General features: G+C 73.8%; 21 protein-coding genes. 11 read left to right on the top strand and 10 right to left on the bottom strand.

The window, feature by feature from the left end; all coding sequences use genetic code 11:
• Positions 1 to 7: 7 nt before the first annotated feature.
• A complete protein-coding gene (locus ACIRGB_RS10705) occupies positions 8 to 1,009 on the bottom strand; it encodes a BadF/BadG/BcrA/BcrD ATPase family protein (RefSeq protein ID WP_403861429.1) in 1,002 nt (333 codons plus the stop codon).
• Positions 1,010 to 1,204: 195 nt separating this feature from the next.
• On the opposite strand from ACIRGB_RS10705, the gene ACIRGB_RS10700 reads away from it, so the two are divergent.
• Positions 1,205 to 2,140 (top strand): MurR/RpiR family transcriptional regulator, encoded by a 936-nt coding sequence (locus ACIRGB_RS10700; protein WP_403861426.1) that lies wholly within the window; start codon positions 1,205 to 1,207, stop codon positions 2,138 to 2,140.
• 7 nt (positions 2,141 to 2,147) lie between these two features.
• Here the strand turns inward: ACIRGB_RS10700 and ACIRGB_RS10695 are convergent, their stop codons facing one another.
• Both ACIRGB_RS10695 and ACIRGB_RS10690 read right to left on the bottom strand, forming a co-directional pair.
• The gene (locus ACIRGB_RS10695; RefSeq protein ID WP_403861423.1) at positions 2,148 to 3,353 is read right to left on the bottom strand and encodes an alanine--tRNA ligase-related protein; all 1,206 of its coding nucleotides are present in this window, start codon (positions 3,351 to 3,353) and stop codon (positions 2,148 to 2,150) included.
• 265 nt (positions 3,354 to 3,618) lie between these two features.
• A complete protein-coding gene (locus tag ACIRGB_RS10690) occupies positions 3,619 to 5,079 on the bottom strand; it encodes an amidase (protein WP_403861421.1) in 1,461 nt (486 codons plus the stop codon).
• Positions 5,080 to 5,207: 128 nt separating this feature from the next.
• Here ACIRGB_RS10690 and ACIRGB_RS10685 point away from each other — a divergent pair, with 128 nt between their 5' ends.
• Positions 5,208 to 5,816, top strand: coding sequence for a TetR/AcrR family transcriptional regulator (locus tag ACIRGB_RS10685; RefSeq protein ID WP_403861418.1), 609 nt, complete (start codon positions 5,208 to 5,210; stop codon positions 5,814 to 5,816).
• Positions 5,817 to 5,837: 21 nt separating this feature from the next.
• On the opposite strand, the gene ACIRGB_RS10680 is transcribed toward ACIRGB_RS10685, so the two are convergent.
• Together ACIRGB_RS10680 and ACIRGB_RS10675 are read right to left on the bottom strand one after the other, a co-directional pair.
• A complete protein-coding gene (locus ACIRGB_RS10680) occupies positions 5,838 to 6,812 on the bottom strand; it encodes a LysR family transcriptional regulator (RefSeq protein ID WP_403861415.1) in 975 nt (324 codons plus the stop codon).
• A 40-nt stretch (positions 6,813 to 6,852) separates the two neighbouring features.
• Positions 6,853 to 7,446 carry a TetR/AcrR family transcriptional regulator C-terminal domain-containing protein gene (locus ACIRGB_RS10675; RefSeq protein ID WP_403862113.1) on the bottom strand — a complete coding sequence of 198 codons (594 nt, stop codon included), beginning with the start codon at positions 7,444 to 7,446 and terminating at the stop codon, positions 6,853 to 6,855.
• A gap of 80 nt (positions 7,447 to 7,526) precedes the next feature.
• On the opposite strand from ACIRGB_RS10675, the gene ACIRGB_RS10670 reads away from it, so the two are divergent.
• Positions 7,527 to 8,795: an FAD-dependent oxidoreductase gene (locus ACIRGB_RS10670; protein WP_403861413.1), complete on the top strand. Its 1,269-nt coding sequence runs from the start codon at positions 7,527 to 7,529 to the stop codon at positions 8,793 to 8,795.
• Positions 8,796 to 8,803: 8 nt separating this feature from the next.
• Positions 8,804 to 9,688: an endonuclease/exonuclease/phosphatase family protein gene (locus ACIRGB_RS10665; protein ID WP_403861410.1), complete on the top strand. Its 885-nt coding sequence runs from the start codon at positions 8,804 to 8,806 to the stop codon at positions 9,686 to 9,688.
• 44 nt (positions 9,689 to 9,732) lie between these two features.
• On the opposite strand, the gene ACIRGB_RS10660 is transcribed toward ACIRGB_RS10665, so the two are convergent.
• Positions 9,733 to 9,987, bottom strand: a complete 255-nt coding sequence (locus ACIRGB_RS10660) for a hypothetical protein (protein WP_403861407.1) — start codon at positions 9,985 to 9,987, stop codon at positions 9,733 to 9,735.
• Between the two features lie 72 nt (positions 9,988 to 10,059).
• Between ACIRGB_RS10660 and ACIRGB_RS10655 the strand changes: the two genes are divergently transcribed.
• On the top strand, positions 10,060 to 11,214 hold the full coding sequence (locus tag ACIRGB_RS10655; protein ID WP_403861404.1) for an ABC transporter substrate-binding protein: 1,155 nt from the start codon (positions 10,060 to 10,062) through the stop codon (positions 11,212 to 11,214).
• A 32-nt stretch (positions 11,215 to 11,246) separates the two neighbouring features.
• Positions 11,247 to 11,621, top strand: a complete 375-nt coding sequence (locus tag ACIRGB_RS10650; protein ID WP_403861402.1) for a VOC family protein — start codon at positions 11,247 to 11,249, stop codon at positions 11,619 to 11,621.
• 182 nt (positions 11,622 to 11,803) lie between these two features.
• Here ACIRGB_RS10650 and ACIRGB_RS10645 read toward each other — a convergent pair whose 3' ends face one another.
• Positions 11,804 to 12,490 carry an alpha/beta fold hydrolase gene (locus ACIRGB_RS10645; protein ID WP_403861399.1) on the bottom strand — a complete coding sequence of 229 codons (687 nt, stop codon included), beginning with the start codon at positions 12,488 to 12,490 and terminating at the stop codon, positions 11,804 to 11,806.
• Positions 12,491 to 12,607: 117 nt separating this feature from the next.
• Here ACIRGB_RS10645 and ACIRGB_RS10640 point away from each other — a divergent pair, with 117 nt between their 5' ends.
• The 3 genes from ACIRGB_RS10640 (at position 12,608) to ACIRGB_RS10630 (ending at position 14,952) form a co-directional block, all read left to right on the top strand.
• The gene (locus ACIRGB_RS10640) at positions 12,608 to 13,594 is read left to right on the top strand and encodes a helix-turn-helix transcriptional regulator (protein ID WP_403861396.1); all 987 of its coding nucleotides are present in this window, start codon (positions 12,608 to 12,610) and stop codon (positions 13,592 to 13,594) included.
• 163 nt (positions 13,595 to 13,757) lie between these two features.
• Entirely contained in the window at positions 13,758 to 14,207 is a 450-nt protein-coding gene (locus ACIRGB_RS10635; RefSeq protein WP_403861393.1) for an SGNH hydrolase domain-containing protein, read from the top strand.
• A gap of 58 nt (positions 14,208 to 14,265) precedes the next feature.
• Complete coding sequence (locus ACIRGB_RS10630; protein WP_403861390.1) at positions 14,266 to 14,952, top strand: 2-phosphosulfolactate phosphatase; 687 nt, start codon at positions 14,266 to 14,268, stop codon at positions 14,950 to 14,952.
• A 22-nt stretch (positions 14,953 to 14,974) separates the two neighbouring features.
• Here ACIRGB_RS10630 and ACIRGB_RS10625 read toward each other — a convergent pair whose 3' ends face one another.
• From ACIRGB_RS10625 to ACIRGB_RS10615, 3 genes are all read right to left on the bottom strand, one after another.
• Positions 14,975 to 15,625: a YceI family protein gene (locus tag ACIRGB_RS10625; RefSeq protein ID WP_403861387.1), complete on the bottom strand. Its 651-nt coding sequence runs from the start codon at positions 15,623 to 15,625 to the stop codon at positions 14,975 to 14,977.
• 149 nt (positions 15,626 to 15,774) lie between these two features.
• Positions 15,775 to 18,195, bottom strand: coding sequence for an SCO7613 C-terminal domain-containing membrane protein (locus ACIRGB_RS10620; protein WP_403861384.1), 2,421 nt, complete (start codon positions 18,193 to 18,195; stop codon positions 15,775 to 15,777).
• A 117-nt stretch (positions 18,196 to 18,312) separates the two neighbouring features.
• Positions 18,313 to 18,765, bottom strand: coding sequence for an ATP-binding protein (locus tag ACIRGB_RS10615; protein WP_403861381.1), 453 nt, complete (start codon positions 18,763 to 18,765; stop codon positions 18,313 to 18,315).
• 136 nt (positions 18,766 to 18,901) lie between these two features.
• Here ACIRGB_RS10615 and ACIRGB_RS10610 point away from each other — a divergent pair, with 136 nt between their 5' ends.
• Together ACIRGB_RS10610 and ACIRGB_RS10605 are read left to right on the top strand one after the other, a co-directional pair.
• The gene (locus ACIRGB_RS10610) at positions 18,902 to 19,774 is read left to right on the top strand and encodes a helix-turn-helix domain-containing protein (protein WP_403861378.1); all 873 of its coding nucleotides are present in this window, start codon (positions 18,902 to 18,904) and stop codon (positions 19,772 to 19,774) included.
• Positions 19,771 to 20,025 carry a DUF397 domain-containing protein gene (locus tag ACIRGB_RS10605; RefSeq protein ID WP_403861375.1) on the top strand — a complete coding sequence of 85 codons (255 nt, stop codon included), beginning with the start codon at positions 19,771 to 19,773 and terminating at the stop codon, positions 20,023 to 20,025. The genes ACIRGB_RS10610 and ACIRGB_RS10605 overlap by 4 nt, the downstream gene beginning before the upstream one ends.
• Positions 20,026 to 20,032: the final 7 nt, after the last annotated feature.

The raw sequence follows: 20,032 nt of genomic DNA, 5'->3' as shown, positions 1-20,032 counted from the left end.
CTTGCTCCTAGGCACTGGCCGGTGGGGTCGCCGGCGTGGGGAGAGGGGAACTGGCGGTCGTCCGGCGGACGCGGACGACGAGGGAGGCATGAGGGGTCGCGCGGTCCAGGGCCAGCAGCCGGGCCCCGTCGAGGGGGTCGCCGAGCGCGGACGTGAGCCGCACGGGGAGCCCGGAACCGGTGACGGCGGCGGTCAGCGGTCCCATCAGGGCCGGGCCGAGACCGGTGAGACCACCGGTGACGGCCATCGGCACCGGGCCGCCGCCCGCGCTGATCCGGGCGGCCGCCGCGAGCGCGGTCTCGGCCAGGCCGGCCGCCGCGTCCCGGACGATCGCCGCGGCCACGGCGTCGCCCGCGTCGGCGGCGCGGGCCACCTCGGGGGCGAACGAGGCGGCCGTACGGGCGGGATTGCCGTCCCGTGCGACCGTCGACGGCAGCCGTTCGAGGTCGCCGAAGAGGCCGACGGCCGCGTCCCGCAGGGTGGTGGCCGGGCCCCGCCCGTCGTGGGCGCGCAGGGCCGCGCGCAGTCCGGCCGTGCCGATCCGGGCGCCGCTGCCGTCGTCACCGAGCAGGGGACCCCACCCGTCGACGCGCGCGTACGTCCCGTCGGCGCCGATGCCGACCGCGACCGATCCGGTGCCGATCGCCAGCACCACCCCGGCCCGGCCGCCGAGCGCGCCGGCGTGGGCGGTGACGGCGTCACTGGTGACGGCCGCCTCCTGGACGGGCAGGTCCGCCAGGAGGGCGTCCACCAGGGAGCGGGCCGCGGCGGGGGCCGAAGCCGCTCCGGCGGCGCCCACGAGGACGGACTCCGGCCGGGCATCGCCCGGTTCCCGAAGGAGCGGCTCCACGGCGGCGCGCACGGCGGCACGGGCCGTCGCGACCCCGTCGGGCGCCGCCAGACCGGGGGCACCGGCCACGGAGCTGACGGCCCGCGACGCGTCGGCGCTGTTCCACAGCATGGCGCGGCAACCGGTCTTCCCGAGATCTACCGCCACTACTGAAGTCATACGGCCTGCCCTTTGCCCGAGGGACCCGGCACGCCGAGCGCCACCGGGTCGTCGGTGACCGGCGCGGATCGCCGTCCGAGTATGGGAACGCCGTCCTCCGTATGTCAATAAGTAACGTGGTGTTGCTCGCTGCGTAACTTTTTGACCTCCCCGGGTCACCCCCTTACCCTGTGGGCACCACATCCAGGAGGGGCCATGGTCCGCCAGTCCTCGTCCGGCGTGCCGGAGCCGTCCGCCCAGGACGCCCCGCTCGCCGACATCCTCACCCGCGTGCGCGCGGCCCGGCCCTCCCTGGCCCCCTCCGAACGGCGGGTGGCCGACGTGGTCCTCGCCGACCCGGGACAGGTCGCGGAGCTGTCCATCCACGCCCTGGGGGAGCGGGCGAGCACCTCGGCGGCCACCGTGATGCGGTTCTGCCGCACCATCGGCACGGGCAACTACCCGCAGCTGCGCCTGGCGCTGGCCGCCGCCGCCGCGCGGGAGCACGCGCTGGGCGGCGAGCGGGCGGCGCACGCCGGCACCGACATCAGCCCGACGGACTCGCTCGACCGGATAGTCAGCAAGATCATCTACAACGAGGTCCGGGCCCTGGAGGACTCGGGCGCCGAACTCGACGTGGACGCGCTGGGCCGGGCGGTCGACGCGGTGGCCGAGGCCCGCAGGGTCGACATCTTCGGCGTGGGGGCCAGCGCGTTCGTCGGCCAGGACCTGCACCAGAAGCTGCACCGGATAGGCCGGATGGCCTTCATCTGGAGCGACCGGCACGCGGCGCTCACCGCGACGGCCCTGCTGGGGCCCGGCGACGTGGCCCTGGCCGTCTCCCACTCCGGGGAGACCGAGGACACCACCGAGCCCCTCCAGGCCGCGGCCGCGCGCGGAGCCACCACCATCGCCCTGACCAACGACCCGGGCTCCACGCTCGCCATCAGCGCCGACCTCGTACTGACGACCTGCGCGCGGGAAACGCCGTTCCGGTCCGGCGCCACCGTCAGCCGCATCGCCCAACTGGCCGTCATCGACTGCCTCTTCGTCGGTGTCGCCCAGCGCTCCTACGACGCGTCGACGACGGCCCTGGAGGAGACCTACGGAGCCGTCCAGCGCCGTAGGCGTCCCACGCGCCGCACCGGCTGACGGGGCGTCACGACCGCACGGCTCCCACCCGCCCCGGTTCCGGGTACCCGCCCTCGCGCAGGCTCGTCACCAGCTCGCGCGGCAGACCGTGGGTGTCGTGGAGGTAGTGGAAGTCCTCCTCTCCCAGCGGGCCCCGGAAGCGGGGCCGGGCGAGCACGTTCCGGCCGCGGTCCAGCAGCTGCCGGAACCGGCGCTCCTCTTCCACCAGCAGGCGCCGTACGAGGCCGGGGTCGGCGTCCTGGCGGAAGTGATCCAGGGTGTGCGTGATCAACTCCTGGGGCAGGTCCCCGAGCACGCGCGTGGGGTCGTCCCGCCACAGCACGGTGAGCAGCCGTCGCACCAGGCGGCGCAGCACGTAGCCCTGGCCGGTGTTGGAGGGCCGGACTCCGTCGCCGACGACCACGACGGCCGACCGGAGGTGGTCGCAGACCACCCGGAACCACGGTTCGTCCAGCGGCCACAGCACGGGCAGCAGCCGCCGCCACGGCTCGAAGACGTCGCACTCGAACACCGACGACTTGCCTTGCAGGAGGGCGGCGAGGCGCTCCAGGCCCAGGCCGGTGTCGACGTTGCGCTGCGGCAGCGGCACGAGGCGGCCGTCGTCGAGCCGGCGGTGGCGCATCATCACGTGGTTCCACACCTCCACCCAGCGCTCGTCGCCGGTGGGCGTGGACCGGGGCGGGGTGTCACCGCTCCACAGGAAAATCTCCGAGTCGGGTCCGCACGGGCCGACCGGACCGTTGGACCACCAGTTGTCGTCCACCGTCGGTTCCACGGGGACGCCGCGCTCCTGCCACAGCCGCAGGGACTCGGTGTCCGGCCCGACCTGCTCGTCACCCCCGAACACGGTGGCGTGCAGCCGGCCCGGGTCGACGCCCAGCCCCTCGGTGAGCAGCCGGTAGGCCCAGTCGAGACTCCGCGGGCCCTCGTAGTCGCCCAGCGACCAGGTGCCGAGCATCTGGAACACCGTCAAATGGGTGCTGTCGCCGACCTCGTCCAGGTCCGTGGTGCGCAGACAGCGCTGGACGTTGACCAGCCGCCGGCCCAGCGGGTGGGGGCGGCCCTCCAGATACGGGGTGAGCGGATGCATGCCGGCGCTGGTGAACAGCACCGGGTCGCCCGGCTCGGGCAGCAGGGTCGAGCCGGTGATCCGGCGGTGTCCCTGGTCCTCGTAGTACTCGACGAACGTGCGGACTATCTGCTCGGTGTCCATGGGGTACTCCTTCGCTTCGAGGCGGAGAGGCACCGGAGAACGGAACCGTGCGGTCCTCGCACCGAGGCGAAGGCGGCGGAACGCCGCGGGAACCACCGACGGGCCGTTTCCGGTCGCCGGTGGAAGAGGGGAAGGTCAGACGGCGGCAACCGGCGAGCTGGTCGCTCGCGCGGTCGCGAAGATGCTGGTGCCGATGACGTTCATGCCCCGAAGATAACGCTCCGGGCGCCCGCGGGCACCTGAATATTCCGCGGCCCGGACACTCTCAGGAGTGCACCGGCGCGGGATCGTCGCCCGCCCACACGGCGGGAGTTCGGTCCGCCCACGGGTGTGCCCGTTCGAGCTGTCCGGCGAGGCGGAAGAGGAGACCCTCCTGTCCGTACCCGGCGGCGAACTGCATGCCGATCGGGAGTCCCGTCCCGGGGTCGGCCGTCAGTGGAACGGACATGGCGGGCGTGCCCGCCACGTTGAACGCCATGGTGAACGGGGAGCGGTCGTTGAGCCGGTCGATCCAGCCGAGGCCGTCGAGCGTCTCCTCGCTCTCGCCGTAGGTGCCCAGCCGCGGGGGCAGTTCGGGCAGGGTGGGGGTGAGCAGCAGGTCGTGGGTGGCGAAGTACCCGGCCAGGCTGCGGGCGACGCGGTTGCGGATGGTGAGGGCGGCGACGAACTGGGGGCCCGTGACCTGCTGCCCGTAGCGGTGGGCGGCCAGCGTCGCCGGTTCGAGGGACGAGGAGTCGACGGGCCGGCCGAGGGCGGCGGCCAGGTCGTCGACCGAGGCCGCCATATTCGCGGTCGACAGACGCGCGTTGGCCAGCACGAACTCCTCCCAGTCGGCACCGAGGCCGACCGTGGCCTCCTCGGTGCGGTGGCCGAGGGATTCCAGCAGCCGTACGGTCCGCGCCAGTGCGTCGGCCACCGGGGCGGCGGTGCGGCGTCCACCCCAGGCCTGGGCGAGGACCCCGATGCGCAAGGAGCCCGGCGGGCGGGTGACTTCCTCCGCGTAGGGGCGGGACGGCTGCTCGGCGTAGTAGGGATCGCCCGGCTCCGGACCGCGTATCAGGTCGAGCAGCGCCGCGCTGTCCCGCACGGTGCGGCTGACCCCGCCCTGGACGGCCAGGCCGTTGAAGCCCTCGTCGAGTGCGGGCCCCAGGGAGACCCGGCCGCGCGTGGGCTTCAGCCCGAAGAGGCCGTTGTACGCGGCGGGGATGCGCAGCGAGCCCGCGGCGTCGGTGGCGTGGGCGAGGGGGACCGCTCCGGCCGCGACGGCCGCGCCCGCGCCGCCGCTGGATCCGCCGGCGCCCCGCCGGGTGTCCCACGGATTGCGGGTCGGGCCGTACAGCACCCCTTCCGTGGTGATGCTGTAGGCCAGCTCCGGGGTCGCGGTGCGTCCGAAGGTCACCAGACCAGCGCGGCGGAAGCGCCGCATCAGGAAGGAGTCGGAGCGGGCGACGTGCCCGGCCGCGAGGCGGCTGCCCAGCTCGGTGCGCCGGCCCGCCATCGCGACTCCGAAGTCCTTGATCAGGAAGGGTGCGCCGGCCAGCGGGGTGCTGCCGGGCGCCGGGCGGTCGTCGGCCGGCCAGGTCTCCACCACGGCGTTGATCCGCGGATCGACCCGCCGCACGGCCTCGCGCGCCGCGGCCTCCACCTCGGCGGGGGTCACCTCGCCCTTGGCCACCAGCTCCGCGAGGCCCACCGCGTCGTGGCGCACGTACTCGGAAACTCTCACTGTCACTCTCCCCGGACCATCAAACGATACCCATGGGTCCCGGACGATACCGAGCGGTATCGAGTGGGACGGACTGGTACCGTAGCAGGCGGTGCAGAGACCCAACGACCGGACGTCACGGAGCACGCATGACATCGACCGCCGCCAGGCCGGGCAGGGTGGCCAAGCTGCCGCCCCGTGAGCGCATCCTCGACGCGGCCGAGGAGCTGTTCCAGAGCGAGGGCATCCGGCGGGTGGGCGTCCAGGCGATCGCCGAGAAGGCCGAGACCACCAAGATGGCGATCTACCGGCACTTCGAGACCAAGGACGCGCTGGTCGCCGAGTGGCTGCGGATCCTGGCCGCCGAGTACCAGGCGGCGTTCGACCGCGTCGAGGCCGAGCACCCCGGCAGGCCCCGGGAGCAGATCCTGGGCCTGGCCCGCTTCATCGCCGACGGGTTGCCGGCGCTCTCGTACCGGGGGTGCCCCTTCATCAACTCCCTCGCCGAGCTGCCCGACCGCTCCCACCCCGCGCGACAGGTGATCGAGGAGCACAAGGCCCGCCAGCTGCGCAGACTGGTCGGCATGTGCGCCGAGGCGGGGCTGCCCGGACCCGAGCAGGTCGCCGCCCAGATCACCTTCGTGCTCGAAGGGGCGCAGGTCAGCACGCAGAACGGAAGCGTCGACCGGGCGGGGGAGCGGCTGCTGCGGATCGTCGAGGGGATCGTGGACCAGGAGCGTCACGCCAGGGGCGCGTGATCCCTCAAGGACCTCGTGATGTCAGCTCGGGGCGGGTCCGACGTCGCGGCCGTCGTCGTCACGGTGCGGTGCCGCCGCCCAGGAGGGCAGCCAGGTGTCCGCGGGCAGCGGGGCCAGGCTCGCGAAGTGGTGGAGGACCGCCCGCAGGCCCGGGTGCGGATCCTCGCGGGGGAGGATCAGCGAGAGCGGGTAGGCGAGCGTCGGCCGCGCGACGGGGATGCGGCGCAGGTCGTGACCGGTCGGCCAGACGTACCGGTCGCGCGAGCCCACGAGGGTGGCCACGTCGTCGGAGTCGGCGAGGATGTCGAGGAGCACCTCGTTGCCGAAGTTCGGGCCCGCGGCGTCCACGCGGAGGCCGAACGCGGTGGTGAGCTGGTCGTAGAAGTCCGCCCACTCGCTGCCCGGCGCGATACCGGGCACCCAGATCCGGTGTCCGCGCAACTGGGCCGGTGTCACGCTGCGTGCGGAGGCGAGCGGGTGCCGCGGGCCGACGACGAGTTCCAGCGGGGAGTGGAACGCGTGGACCATCCGCAGCTCGCGCGGCAGGGCGGCCGGGTCGGTGACCGAGCGGAAGGAGGCGTCGACCTCGCCCGCCCGCACGGCGGCCACCGCCAGCCGCGGATCGTCGACCTTGAGCGTCACCACGTCCAGCGCGGTCTCAGGATGTGAGCGCCAGTAGTCGTGCAGGATGACGGCCTGCGCGCTCCGCAGGCCGAGAACGTCGATCCGCAGCGCCCGCGAGCCCCGCCGGATCGCCGCGACGGCACGATCGGCATGCGCGACGACGCTCCGCGCGTGCGGCAGGAAGGCCTGCCCGTCGAGGGTCAGCTCTACCCCTCGGGCGGTACGGCTGAACAACCGGACGTCGAGTGTGCGCTCAAGGGCCGCGATCCGCTTCGACACGGCCTGCTGCGTCACCCCCAGCTCGTCGGCCGCGTGCCGCAGTTGTCCCAGCTCGGCCGCGCGGACGAACGAGCGCAGCGCCTCGGTATCCATGAGGGCGAGCATAAGGCGTCGCCCAACCGACGGTTGTGGCTCACCGTGCGCGCCCCACCTGCTGCTCCAGACCTTCGAGGATGAGGGCGAGCCCGGCCTCGAAGGAGGACTCGTGGTCCATCGGCGGTACGTCCAGGGGCAGGTCCGGCGGCACGGCGCCGGTACGGTCCCCGCCGTCGCCCGGGCCGGGGTCCGCCTGCTCCTCCAGGACGCTGCCGACCGTGAAGCGGCTCGCTGCCAGCATCGCCGTCCGCGCGTGCTCCTCCGGTACGCCCGCCGCGGTCAGGAACGCCATCTTGTGCGCGATCCGGCCGAGGTCGGCGGCGGCGGGGCTGCTCCCGGCATGGAGCCGTGCGCCGTCGCGGCGCAGCAGCAGGGTGCGGCGGAAACTGCGCGTGTTCTCCAGGAACCAGTCGCGCCAGTCGTCGTCGGGCGTCGGCAGCGGAGCCGTCGCGTGCGGCGCCATCGCGGCCTCGCTCATGGCGCTGAGCAGCTCCTTCTTGTTCCGGAAGTGGTAGTAGAGCGACGGCTGCTCGACGCCCAGACGTCGGGCCAGCTGTCGCGTGCTGACGGCGTCCAGGCCGACCTCGTCCAGCAGGTCGAGCGCCTCGGTGAGGACGGTCTCGCGGTTCATCTTCGCCACATTGACAATCTATCGCTGATAGGTGACTCTGCACAACGTTCCTATCACCGATAGAAAAAGAGGGTGCGGGCATGACACACGGATCGTCGGCGCCGGGCAGCGACCGCCTGAAGGTCCTCATCTGCGGCGGTGGGATCGCCGGTGAGGCGCTGGCCTACTGGCTCGCCCGGGGCGGCCACCGGGTGACCGTTGTCGAACGCTTCCCCGCGCTGCGGGCCACGGGTGCGCAGGTGGACCTGCGCGGGCAGGGCATCGACGCCGTCGAGCGCATGGGGCTCCTGGACGCCGTCCGGAGCAGGCTCGTGGACGAGGCGGGGGTCGCCTTCGTGGACCGCCGGGGCAGGAAACGGGGCACGATCATGGCCAACACCTCCGGCCGGGGCCGGCAGACCCTCACGTCCGAGTACGAGATCATGCGCGGCGACCTGGTGCGCATCCTCCACGACGCGACGCGCGAGGACGTGGACCACGTGTTCGGCACGGGTGTGGAGCGCTTCGAGCAGGACGAGACCCGGGTCGTCGCCCACTTCTCCGACGGCTCGTCCGAGGCGTACGACCTTCTCGTCGGCGCGGACGGGCAGGGCTCGCGCATCCGCCGGGCCCTGCTGCCGCCCGGCACCCCCGACCCGTACTGGCGCGTGGGGATCCACATGGCCTACTGGTTCGTCCCGCGCATCGCCTCGGACAGCGGCATCCGGGACACCTACCACGCGCCCGGCGGCCGGATGATCATGCGCAGGAGCCACAACCCGACCGAGACCCAGGTCTACTTCGTGCTGCGCGAGCGGTCCGCGCGGGCCTCGGCCGTCCACCGGGAACCGGTCGAACGCCAGAAGCAGTTCTGGACCGACAGGTTCCGCGACGCGGGATGGCAGACCGCGCGGTTCCTCGAAGGCATGCGGGGAACGGAGAGCTTCTACTCCCAGGAGGTCGTGCAGGTGCGCACGGACACCTGGTCCCGGGGCCGGGTGGTCCTGGTCGGCGACGCGGCACACTGCGCGTCCCCCTACAGCGGCATGGGCACCTCCGGCGGCCTGGTCGGCGCCTACGTCCTGGCCGGCGAGCTCAACCGGCACGGCCACGACCTGCCCACCGCCCTGGCCGGGTACGACCGCGTGCTGCGGCCGTTCGTGGACACGATCCAGGCCGAGGTGAAACCGCACCTGCTGCGCCTGGGCATGCCCGGGAGCCGACGGGCCATCGACGCCTTCCACGCGGTCACGGCCCTGGCCTGCCGCCTGCGCGTGCCCGAACTCGTCGCGCGCCACGCGAAGGAGGACCGCGGAGGCGACTGGCGGCTCCCGGACCTGCCGGTGAACTCGCGCCGGGACGTGCCATAACCTCGTCCGTGGGAACGTCAGTTGCCCTGTGTGTCCACACCGAGGAGGCGGCGGTGCTCAGAAGCGGCGGCTCGCGATTGCTCGTCTGCGCCGTGGCGCTGGCCTGCCTGGCGCTGGTGGGCCCCAGCGCCCCCGGCGGCGCCCTGTCGGGCAGGTCGCTGCCCGTGGAAGCCGTCAAGGACGTCGTACCGAACCGGGTCATGACGTGGAACCTGTGCAACCCCTGCGACGCGAGCAACCTCGACCGGGCCGCGGAGATAGCCGCGCACGCGCCCCAGGTCATCGGCGTGCAGGAGGCCTGCGCACGCGACGTCGACCGGATCAGGGACTACCTGGAGGCCTTCCACGGGCTGGTCTACCACGTCGAGTACGGGACGGTCCTGGAGAACTGGAGCCGCTGCGGCGGAGCACCGTGGAACCCGGGGGGCTTCGGCCAGGCCATCCTGTCGGCGGCACCGATGACGGACCGGGTCAACGTCGAATACCCCGACGGCGGTTCCGAGGACCGCGGATACCTCGCCGTCACCACCGAGGTGGGCGGCCGGTCCGTCCGGGTCTTCAACACGCACCTCGCCCAGCGGCGCCAGGAGGAGTTCAGGAAGGACCAGGTCCGCGTACTCGCCACCGAAGTCGCCCGGCAGGACCGCGCCATAGCCCTCGGCGACTTCAACGCCGTGCCCGAGGCCCCCGAACTGGACCCGATGTGGGCCCTGGCCACGGACACCGACCCGCAGTGCCATCCCTCGCCCGTCGGCACCTGCGAGCCGACCACGGACTGGCAGAGCAAGTTCGACTACGTCTTCCTGCGCGGCATCGCCCCCGTCGAGCACCGGGTGATCCACACCGAGCACTCCGACCACGACATGCTGTACACCGACCTGGACGTGACCTGAACCACCGTCACCTGACGCGGTGGCTCTCGCGGAAGGACGACGCTTCACTCCCGCCGGGCCCCGAGTGCGAGGAGGGCGTACCGGCCCGCGCCGCTCTTCGACGTGAGGGAACCCGTCGCGAGCAGGTGCGACCAGTAGCCCGACAGGGCGGCGTCACTGAAGGCACGCAGCGCGGCGTCGTCGACGTACACCTCGGACGCGGTGAGCGCCGGGCCGCGGACCGTCACACCGTGCCGGGCCAGTTCGTGCCAGCTGACGGGGTTGATGCCGAACCGGCCGACCTCCTCGAAGGGCCCCATACGACCTGGTCAGCAGCGGTCGGGACGGATAATCGGTTGCCTCGGGTGTCGGTGGTGGATGCAATGGCGGGCATGATCACCGAAGTGCGTCCGTCAGGGCCGGACGAGACGAACGCGGGTGTCCGGATCGGCGCGCTCGTGCCGCTGTCCCGGCCCGGCTGGGCGGAGGCGGGGCGGCACCTGCTCGCCGGGATGGAACTGGCCGTACGCGAAGTCAACGACGCCGGCGGCATCGAGGGCAGACCGCTCGAGCTGGTGGTCCGGGACACCGCGGCCGATCCGCACCGGGCCGCGGCGGCCGTGGACGAGCTGGCCCGGCTGGGCGTGGCCGCCCTGGCGGGGGAGTACCACAGCGTCGTCGCGCGCGCCGCCGCCGGCCGGGCCGACGCCCTCGGGCTGCCGTTCCTGTGCTCGTCGGCCGTGCTCGACGCGCTCACCGAACAGCCGACGCCCTGGGTCGCGCGGCTCGCCCCGGCGCAGTCCCACGGCTGGCGGATCTACGCGGACCTCCTCCTCGCCGCGGGCCACCGCCGCATCGCCGTGGCCTCCCAGCCGAGCGTCTACTGGGCGTCCGGCGTCCGCATCCTGCGGGACCACCTCGCACCGCGCGGCGGCACCGTCATCGAGGTCGACATGCGCGAGTCGACCCCCGAGTCGGTGTGCGACGCACTCGTCGAGGGGCACGCGACCGCGCTGCTCCTGCTGGTCGGTCACCCCGAGCCGGCCGTGTCGCTCGTCCGGTCCGTCCGCCGTGACCCGCGCCTGGCCGAGATCCTGATCGGTGCCCCGGCCGGGCAACCGGAACTCGCCTCATGGGCCACGTCGCTGGGGGACGACGGCGCCGCGGTGCCGTTCCTGCGCTACCTGCCCGAGCGCCTCGGCCCACTCGGCACACGCGTCGGGACCGCGCTGCGCGAGCGGCTGGCCGAAGCGCCGTCCTTCGTCGCCTTCGAGGGCTACGACACGGTGCTGGTCCTCGCCGAGGTGCTGCGTTCGCACGGCACCGACCGGGCGGGGATCGCCGACGCCTGGGCGAGTGTCCAGGTCGAGGGCACCCGCGGACGGATCCGGTTCTCCCGCACGCCCGACATCGGCGTCTGGCAATGGGTCTGGGCGCCGGTCCAGGTCGTCGACCGGGACCCCGCGCGACCCGATCGGTTCCGCGTCCTGCGCTCCGTCGCATGCGGGCCGCCGCGCCGGGTAGGACCTTCCCGTGCGAGGGCGTAACGCCAGTGACCCCTGAGTGAGGAGTGTCGGACGTGATTCGAAAGCTGCAAGCGGTCGCGCTGGACTGCGCAGATCCCGTACGGCTCGCGGAGTTCTACGCGGAACTGCTCGGCGGACGGGTGGTCGCGGACCCGGACGACTCCGACTGGATCGAGGTGCACGGCTTCGAGGGAACGCCGCTGGCCTGCCAGCGGGTGGACGGCTACCGGGCGCCCGAATGGCCCGGCCAGGACCGCCCGCAGCAGCTCCACCTGGACTTCGACGTCGACGACCTCGACGGCGAGGAGAAGCGGGCGCTCGCACTCGGAGCGACCGTCCTGGAACGGACGGACCAGCTCCGCCCGGACGCCAACTGGCGGGTCTACGCGGACCCGGCCGGCCATCCGTTCTGCCTCTGCTTCCACTGAGCCCGCCGGCTGTCTCTGCTTCCACTGAGCCCGCCGGCCACGGTGGTGTCGACCACGCTGGAAGGGCCCCTCGCCTGGTGGTCGCCGGCCTGGTCGACCGCGTCCGAGTGACCCGGTACCCGGCGATCACCGGCCGGAGGGGCTCGCCTACCGGCCCGCCCTCCACGCCTGAACGGCGCTCGTCAGTCCGCCTCGGCCGCTGTGGCCAGGACCCGGGCCAGCTCGGCGGGCTTGGAGATCATGGGCCAGTGGCCCGAGTCGATGTCCGCGAAGTCGACACGCGCGGCCCGGGCGAGCTCCGGGACATCGCCCCCGTCGATCCACTTCTGTGCCTGCGCGGGCGTGAACTCGGGGCACACGACCACGACCGGCACGTCGAACCGGCGCTCGTCGGTCAGCCGCACCACGCCCCTGGCCACGGCTTCGGGCACCGGAATCGCGGCCGCCGCCAGCTCGCGCCTGGCCGCCTCGTCGAGATCGGCGGCGTCGGCCCCCTGGAAGGGCTCCCAGCCGGGAAAAGGCATCACCCCGTCCGTGACCTCGAAGAAGTCGGCGTACGGGCGGCCGTCCGGGGTCGGGATGCCGCCGATGAGCGCGACCTTGGCCAGCCGCTCCGGCCGCCGGTCGGCGGCCAGCCAGGCCAGCGCGCAGGCCGCGGAATGCCCCACCACCATGGGCTTGGCGGGCGCCGCGTCCACCGCGGCCAGCACGGCCGCCACCTGATCGTCGAGCGTGGCGTCCGAGGCGCCGTCCCCCTGCCCCGGGAGGGTGAGCGGCACCGGACGGTGGCCGAGCGACTCCAGCGTGGCCGCGACGCGGTCCCACACCTTTCCGTCCAGCCACAGGCCGCCGATGAGCAGAATGTCCATGATCGGTTCCCTTTCGTCGCCTGGGCTCACCGTAGGAGGAGATCCGGACGATCCACTGCCGGATCGTTTTCCCCGGTGACCGCTCCCGGCGTCCGCCGCGCGGATTAGCCTGCTCCCGTGCCCCACGACGTCAGCCCCACCGCGCGAGCGCTGCGCACCCTGGAGATCCTCCGCACCCGCCCCACCACGACGGCAGGCGAACTCGCCGAGCGGCTCGGCGTGACGGAGCGAGCGGCGCGCCGGTACGTCGGGATCCTCAGGGAGGCGGGCATCCCGGTGGAGTCGGCCCGGGGACCGCACGGCGGATACCGGCTGGGCCGCGGGACGCGACTGCCGCCCGTGCACTTCACGCAGGCCGAGGCCCTCGGCCTCGTCATGGCGGCGCTCGGCGGCCGGCCCGCCGTGACCGACGCCGACGACCTGGTGGGGGCCGCCCTGGGAAAGGTCGTCAAGGCGCTGCCGGAGAGCGTCGGACGGCAGGCGGCGCTGCTGCGGGAGTACGCGGCCGCCGCCCCCGACCCGTACGCGGCCCACCCGGATCCCGCCGTCACCAGCACGCTCGTCGAGGCCGTCGCCCACCGGCGCCGCGTGCTGCTCACCTACCGCAGCGAGTCCGGCAACGCCTGGGAGGAGGAGGCGGACCCCTGGTCCCTCGTCGTCCGCCACGGGCGCTGGTACCTGCTGTGCCACTCCCACCGCGCCGACGCCGTCCGCACCTACCGGGTGGACCGGATCGGCGAGGTCCGGTGCACCGCGCACGGCTTCGACCCGCCCGTCGGCTTCGACCCGGTGGCGGTGCTGGAGGAGAACCTGGGCACCGGATGGCGGTTCGCCACCCGCGTGGTCTTCGACGCCCCACCGGCCGAGGTCGCCCCCTGGATCCGCCCGCCCATGGGCCGGCTCGAACCCCTCGGCGACGGTTGTGTCCTGGTCGGCAGCACCCGGAACCCGGACATGTACGCGCAGGAGTGGCTCGCGAGGGTGCCGGTCCCCTTCCGTATCGACGGCGGGGCGGAACTGCGGGCCGCGGCCGCCGCACTCGCGGCCCGCTTCACCGCCGCGGTGCCGGACCACCGGCCCGGAGCCCGGCCGTCGGCGGACTGAAGGCGCTTCCCGGTCGCCGGGCCGGACGGGGGCTGAACCGCTGGTTGCCCGCGGTTGAACCTTCCCGGCCGAGGCCAAGTCGGGAGACGACGGCGGAACTCCGGGACGCGGCACCTGGCGCTCCCACGCCCTGGAGCGGATCAGGGCCCTGCGCCCGGCCCTCGTGCCGGCCTCCTCCTCGGACGCGGGCGACCCGGCCCGCCCCACCGCCGACCCCGCGCACCAGTGGACCACCGGCTTCGCGCGCACCTTCCGGGCCCTGCGCGGCTCCGGCGCGCGGGTCGCCGCCCTGCTCGACACTCCGTGGCCCAAGGGCGACCCGATCGACTGCGCCGCGCGGAACTCCCTGCACCTGCGCGCCTGCGCACACCACTTGCCGGAGGCGACCCGGGACGCGACGCGCGGCCGGGCCGTACGGGCCGCCGCCTCCGCCACGGGCACCACGGTCATCAACCCCACCCCCTGGGTCTGCGCCCCGCGCACCGGCGTCTGCCCCGTGGTCGTCGCCGACACCGCGGTGCACCGGGACGACAGCCACCTCTCGGAGGCGTACGCCGAGGCACTCGCCCCGCTCCTGGCGGCGCCGCTGGTCCGTCTCGTGGGCGCGCCCTGAAGCCGGGAGCACCCGCGGGGTGTGGCCCTGTCGACGGGCGTGCGCGATCATGACCGCAATGGACACTCGTTTCGTCGGCATTCCCGAGGTGGCCGAGGCCCCGGCCGTGGCGGTCGTCGTCGACGTCATGCGCGCGTTCACCGTGGCCGCGTGGGCCTTCGCCCGAGGGGCGGAGAAGATCGTCCTGGCCGGATCGCTGGCCGAGGCCTTGGCTCTCAAGGCGGGTCACCCGGACCGCGTGGCCCTCAAGGACGGTGCGCCCGCGCCCGGGTTCGACCTGGTCAACTCGCCGGGCCTGCTGCGCTCCGCCGACCTCGCCGGACGGACCGTGGTGCAGAAGACCACGGCCGGGACGGTCGGCGCCCTCGCGGTCAAGGACGCCTCGCTGGTGCTGTGCGCCGGCTTCGTGGTCGCGGGGGCGACGGCCCGGCTCCTGCGGGAACGCGCCGCCGAGCAGGTCACGTTCGTGGTCACCGGCGAGGACGGCCGGGCCGACGAGGACCTGGCGTGCGCCCAGTACATCGCGGGCAGGGCCACCGGGGCCGGCCCGGACGCCGCCGGGTTCCTGCGCCGCGCCGCCGCGTCGCGTGCCGCGACCGAGCTGGCGGAGGGGGTGCGTCAGGGCGTCCACCCCGCCGACGTCGCGCTCTGTCTCGAGGTGGACCGGTTTCCCTTCGCCATGGTCGCGGCCCGGGAGGACTCCCTCATGGTGCTGCGCCCGTGCGCCGTGCCCCTGCCGCTGTGAGCGCCCGCGGCCCGGGTGGGGCTCAGGAGGAGCGGATCGCGGAGATGTCGAACTGGAGGCGGACCTTCTCGCTCACCATGCTGCCGCCCGCCTCCAGGCGCTGGTTGTAGACCAGGCCCCAGTCCCTGCGGTCGATGGTGGTGGTCCCGTCGAACCCGGCCCGCTGGTAGCCGAACGGGTCCACGACCGAGCCGAGGTAGTCCAGTTGGAGCTCGACGGGACGGGTCGTGTCGCGGATGGTGAGGTCCCCCGTCATACGGAAGCTCTCCCCGGACTCCTGGACGGTGGAGGTGCTGCGGAAGGTCATCTCGGGGTGGCGCCGCGCGTCGAAGAAGTCCTTGCCGACGAGATGGGCGTCCCGTTGCTCCACACCGGTGTCGACGCTGGCGACGCGGATGACGAGGTCCGCCCGGGACTCGGAGGGGCGCTCCCCGTCGAAGTAGAGCCTGCTGTCGTAGTCGGTGAAGGCCCCGCGGACCGTGGTCACCATGGCGTGGCGCACGGAGAAACCGATCCGGCTGTGCGGGCGGTCGATGGTCCAGTGCCCGGTCAGCGCGCGAAGGGCCGGATCGAGCGTGGCCGCCGCTGTCGCGGACCCCGCGGCGAACCGCTCCGGTCCGGCGGCCCCCGGCTGCTCGGCGATGGCGGTCTGGCGACGGCTGAAGATACCCATGAGTCGGCCCTTTCGAATGGATCACTTCGTGTTACCACGAAGCCGATCAGCGGCCCACGGCAAGATGGGTGACCTCGTCCGGGTTCCATGACCCCGCCCGCAAAGCTGCACGGATTCGACACGAGGTCACGCACTTGCGCGCGCCGGTCCTAGTGGAGCCGCCCGAGTGCCTCCCGCAGTCGCCGGGCGTCCCGCAGCCGCTGTTCGTAGGTGGCGCCCAGGACGAGCAGCACGAGACCGGCGAGGGCCGGAGGCGCCCATCGGGGGAGCGCGCCGACGACCTGGGTGAGGTACGGGGCCAGTTCGTGCAGCGCCACCAGCGCGAGCACCCCCGCGCCGAGGACCAGGGGGGCCTGGAGCCGCTGCCGGGCGCCGGTCAGCGTCACCGCCAGCGCGGCGGCGCCGAGCAGCAGGGGCCGCAACCAGTGCTGGTCGTCCCAGGCGGCGAGCAGACTCGGCACCAGGGTGGCGGCCAGACCGGCACCGTACGCCGTCCACGAGGAGACCGCCGTGTCGCGGCGCCGGCGCAGGAACCCGACGGCCAGCGCGGGCCCGGTCACCGGCAGGGTGTAGGCCTCCGGCGTGCCGACGTCCCACGCCGCCAGGCGCACCCAGGCGGCCAGCAGGAACAGCGCGGCCGCCGCCCAACCGGCCGCCCGCCGCTCCGGGCGCAGCGCCGAGGCGGCCGCGACGACACCGCTCAGGGAGAGCACCAGGGCCAGCATCGGCGGATCCGGCACGGCGAGCGCGAGCGCCAGCAGTGCCGCGGCCCCACCCGCCACCTCGACCGGTACCGTCGCGGGCGAGCCACCCGTCCGCGACGCGACCAGGGCGGCGAGCGCGGGTACGACGAGCACCAGCAGCGCCGTGTGCTGCGGGGCGAAGCCGGCGGACGCGCCGACCGCGCAGGCCAGCGCCGTGGCGTGACCGAGAGCGGCGGGCGCGGTGAACGCAGCGGCCCTGGGGCGGCGCCCGGCCGCGCCGAACAGGACCGTGAGGGTCACGAGTACACCGATCGTCGCGGCCTCGGAGGCCAGCGAGAGGAGGGCGAGGCCGACCGAGGTGACGAGGGCCAGCAGCAGGGCCGTCAGGGCCAGGGGCGAGAGCCCTTCGTCGGCGCGCTCGGCCCGCACCGCGAGGCCCAGGGCCGCCGCGACCACGGCCGCCTGCGCCACCAGCCCCGCCGTGTACGGCAGTTGGAGCGCCACCGGCAGGACGAAGACGGCCGCCCAACCGAGGACGAGGGCCACCACCATGACCGCCGGGCGCCGACGCGTGCGCCGCCCGGCGGTCACCAGCACCCCGGCCACCACGGTGAGCACCAGCGGCACGGTGCTCGCGTACGGCGGCGGGGGCACGTCCGTGAACACGGCGTCCCGCACGCTTCCCGGCGCGCCGGACCAGGGCGTGGCGGCCCGGGCCGCCGGACCGAGCAGGCTCCCGGCGACCAGGGGGACCGCCCACAGCACCGCGAGGCCCTGGACCGCCGCCGAAGCGCACACCAGCCCCTGGCGCAGCGGCCGGGGAAGCCGCGTCCGCTCCGCCGCCAGCAGGGCGATCGCGCACACCAGACACCCCGGCACCGTCCACTCGCCGGGCACCGAGACCCGCAGCATCCCTCCGGCCCCGGCGACCAGGCACAGACCCGCGGTCGCGGCGGCGCCCATGGCGACCTCCCGGTTCGGGACGAAGCGGCCGGCCACCAGGGCGACCGCCGCCGCCACGACCAGGAGCGCCGCCGCCCGTGCGGCCGGGCCGGGATCGGACGCGCTCCAGCAGAGCCAGCCGGCCGACAGCACCCCGACGGCGCCCGTGCCCAGCGCACCGACGACGGCGACCACACGCACCGGTTCCGGCCCGGCGCGCAGCGCGACCGCGGTGCCGCCGGCGGCGGTCGCCAGCAGCGCGGCGGTGAGCGTGTACGGACCCGCGCCCACCGCGACCGCCCACAACGGCAGGGGGAGGTGGGCGGTCGCCACGGCGAGCGGGAGGGGGTGGAAGAGCCCGAGGCGCACCCCGTACGCGGCCCACAGCGCGGCCAGGACGGCGGACGCGGCGGCCGTGTAGCCGACACCGTCCGTGCCGGTGAACGCCACCTCGTGGAGCGCGTAGGCGTCGAGGACGGTCAGGGCCATCCCCAGGCCGGACACGGCCTCGGCGGTCGACCTCAGCCCGCGCCGCAGCAACGCCACCGGCGTGCCCAGCGCCGCCACGGTCAGCGCACCGAGTACCAGCGCGCGCCCCGCGATCCCCAGGTGGCCCCAGCTGAGGAGGGTGAACGCGATCGCCGCGACCGTCAGCAGGACGCCACCGAGCACCAGCAGCACGTTCTGCACGCCGGGCGCGCTCGCCTCCGGGCGGCGGGCGACAACGCCGGCGCCCGGGCCGGTGGGCCACGCCGCCGGGGGCGCCCCGGGTGCCTGGGCGGGCTGCGGGGCGGCGGCGGTCGTCCGCAGCGTGTGGATCAGCCACGCACGGCGTCGCAGCAGGACGGCGCGGCGCACGTCGAGTTGCCGCAGCTCGGCGTCGAGGATCCGCAGTTCCTCGGCCGGGGGCGGAAGATTCGTCATGCCTCGGAGTGTGGGCCTCGCCACGTGCCGGGACATGAGCGCTGATACTCAGCTCGTACTCATCAGTCCGTCGCTGCGGTCCCGTCGCCGCGGCCCCGGTGGCGCGTCCCAGTGGGCTCAGGCCCCGAGCCGGAGAACGGCCCAGACGATGTTGCCCCCGGTGCGCCCGGACCGGGCGGTTCCCCAGGAGTCCGCGAGCTGCTGCACGATCAGCAGCCCCCGGCCGCTCTCGTCCCGCGAGCCGGAACCGGAGCCGGAGCAGGCCGGCCGGGCCGACGTGTGTCCGTCGTCGTGCACCTCGACGCGCAGCTGTTCGCGCGAGGTCAGCGACAGGCCGCACAGCATGCGGTCGCTGCCCGAGTGGATCACCGCGTTGGTCGCCAGTTCCGACACGAGCAGTACGGCGTCGGTGCACACGTCCCCGGGAAGCCGCCAGGCGCGAAGCTGCCGGCGCACCGTGTCGCGCGCCGTCCGCACGCTGATCCGCAGCGAGGGAAGGTCGAACCAGTGCTCCCGGTCCGGACGCGTCGGCGGTAACAGTCCGGGCGAGGGGCTCGTGTGGGGGGTCACGGACGCAACTATGCTCGCCGTTCCGTTCAGGCTGCAACCGAATCCCTGATAATTTCAGAAAGACCGCTTCAGTCTGGTGCTCTCATCAAGTCGCTGCCACAATGGCGACGGTGACGGCCCGTCAGGAGGTGGGGGCGTGAGTGAAGCTCGGTCCGGCGCGGGCACCAGCGCCCCGACGGTGCTGCGCATGATCCTGGGCCGCCGGCTCCAGGAGATGCGGCACAACGCGGGCGCCTCACTGGCCGACGCCGCCCAGGCGCTTCGGGTCACGCCCCTGACGATCCGCCGGCTGGAGAAGGCCGAAGTCGCCCTCAAACCCCTGTATGTCGAGAAACTCCTCCAGACATACGGAAGAGCACAGCAGGAGACGGACGAGTTCGTCGCACTCGCCGAGCAGGCCAACCGACCGGGCTGGTGGCACGCCTACCGCGACGTGCTGCCCAACTGGTTCACCGCGTACGTCAGTCTGGAGACCGGCGCCAGCACGCTGCGCACCTACGAACCGCACTACGTCACGGGGCTGCTCCAGACCCCCGCGTACGCCCGCGGCGTGCTGGGCGGAGGCTTCCCGAACGGCTCCGAGGAGGAGTTGGAGCGCCGCGTCGGGCTGCGGCTGCGCCGGCAGAGCCTGCTGGAGCGGGAGAACGCGCCCACCCTCTGGGTGGTCATGGAGGAAGCCGTCCTGCACCGGGTCGTGGGCGGTCCGGACGTGATGCGCGAGCAGATCGACCGGCTCCTGGAGGTGTCCGAGCTGGAGCACGTCAGCATCGACATCCTGCCCTTCGCCGTCGGCGCCCACGTCGGGGCCTGCGCCCCCTTCACCTACTTCCGGTTCGAGGAGCCGGAGCTGCCCGACGTCGTCTACAGCGAGATCCTCTCCGCGTCGATGTACCTGGACGAACGGGCCGACGTCGTCGCCCACCTGGAGGCGCACAACAGGATGTCGCTGCTGACCTCGACACGGGACAGCACGGCACTCCTGAACCGCATGCGCAAGGAGTACTCATGAGAACCACCGACGACCCGGTCTACAACGGGATGCCCGCCTGCGACCTCGGTGACAGCGGCTGGGAACGCCCGTGGAGCGGACCCAACGGCGGCCAGTGCGTGGAGACCAAGCGACTCGCCGACGGACGCGTCGCGTTGCGCCAGTCCACCGACCCGTCCGGCCCCGCGCTCATCTACACGCCCGAGGAGATCGGCGCGTTCATCCGGGGAGTCAAGCAGGGCATGGCGGACCACCTCACGGCCGGCTGCTGAAGGGAAC

Origin of the sequence: Streptomyces sp. NPDC102490 (genome assembly GCF_044765285.1) — a bacterium.
Lineage (GTDB): Bacteria > Actinomycetota > Actinomycetes > Streptomycetales > Streptomycetaceae > Streptomyces.
Note: the sequence above shows the minus strand (reverse complement) of the source record. Positions and strands in the feature narration are given on the sequence as shown.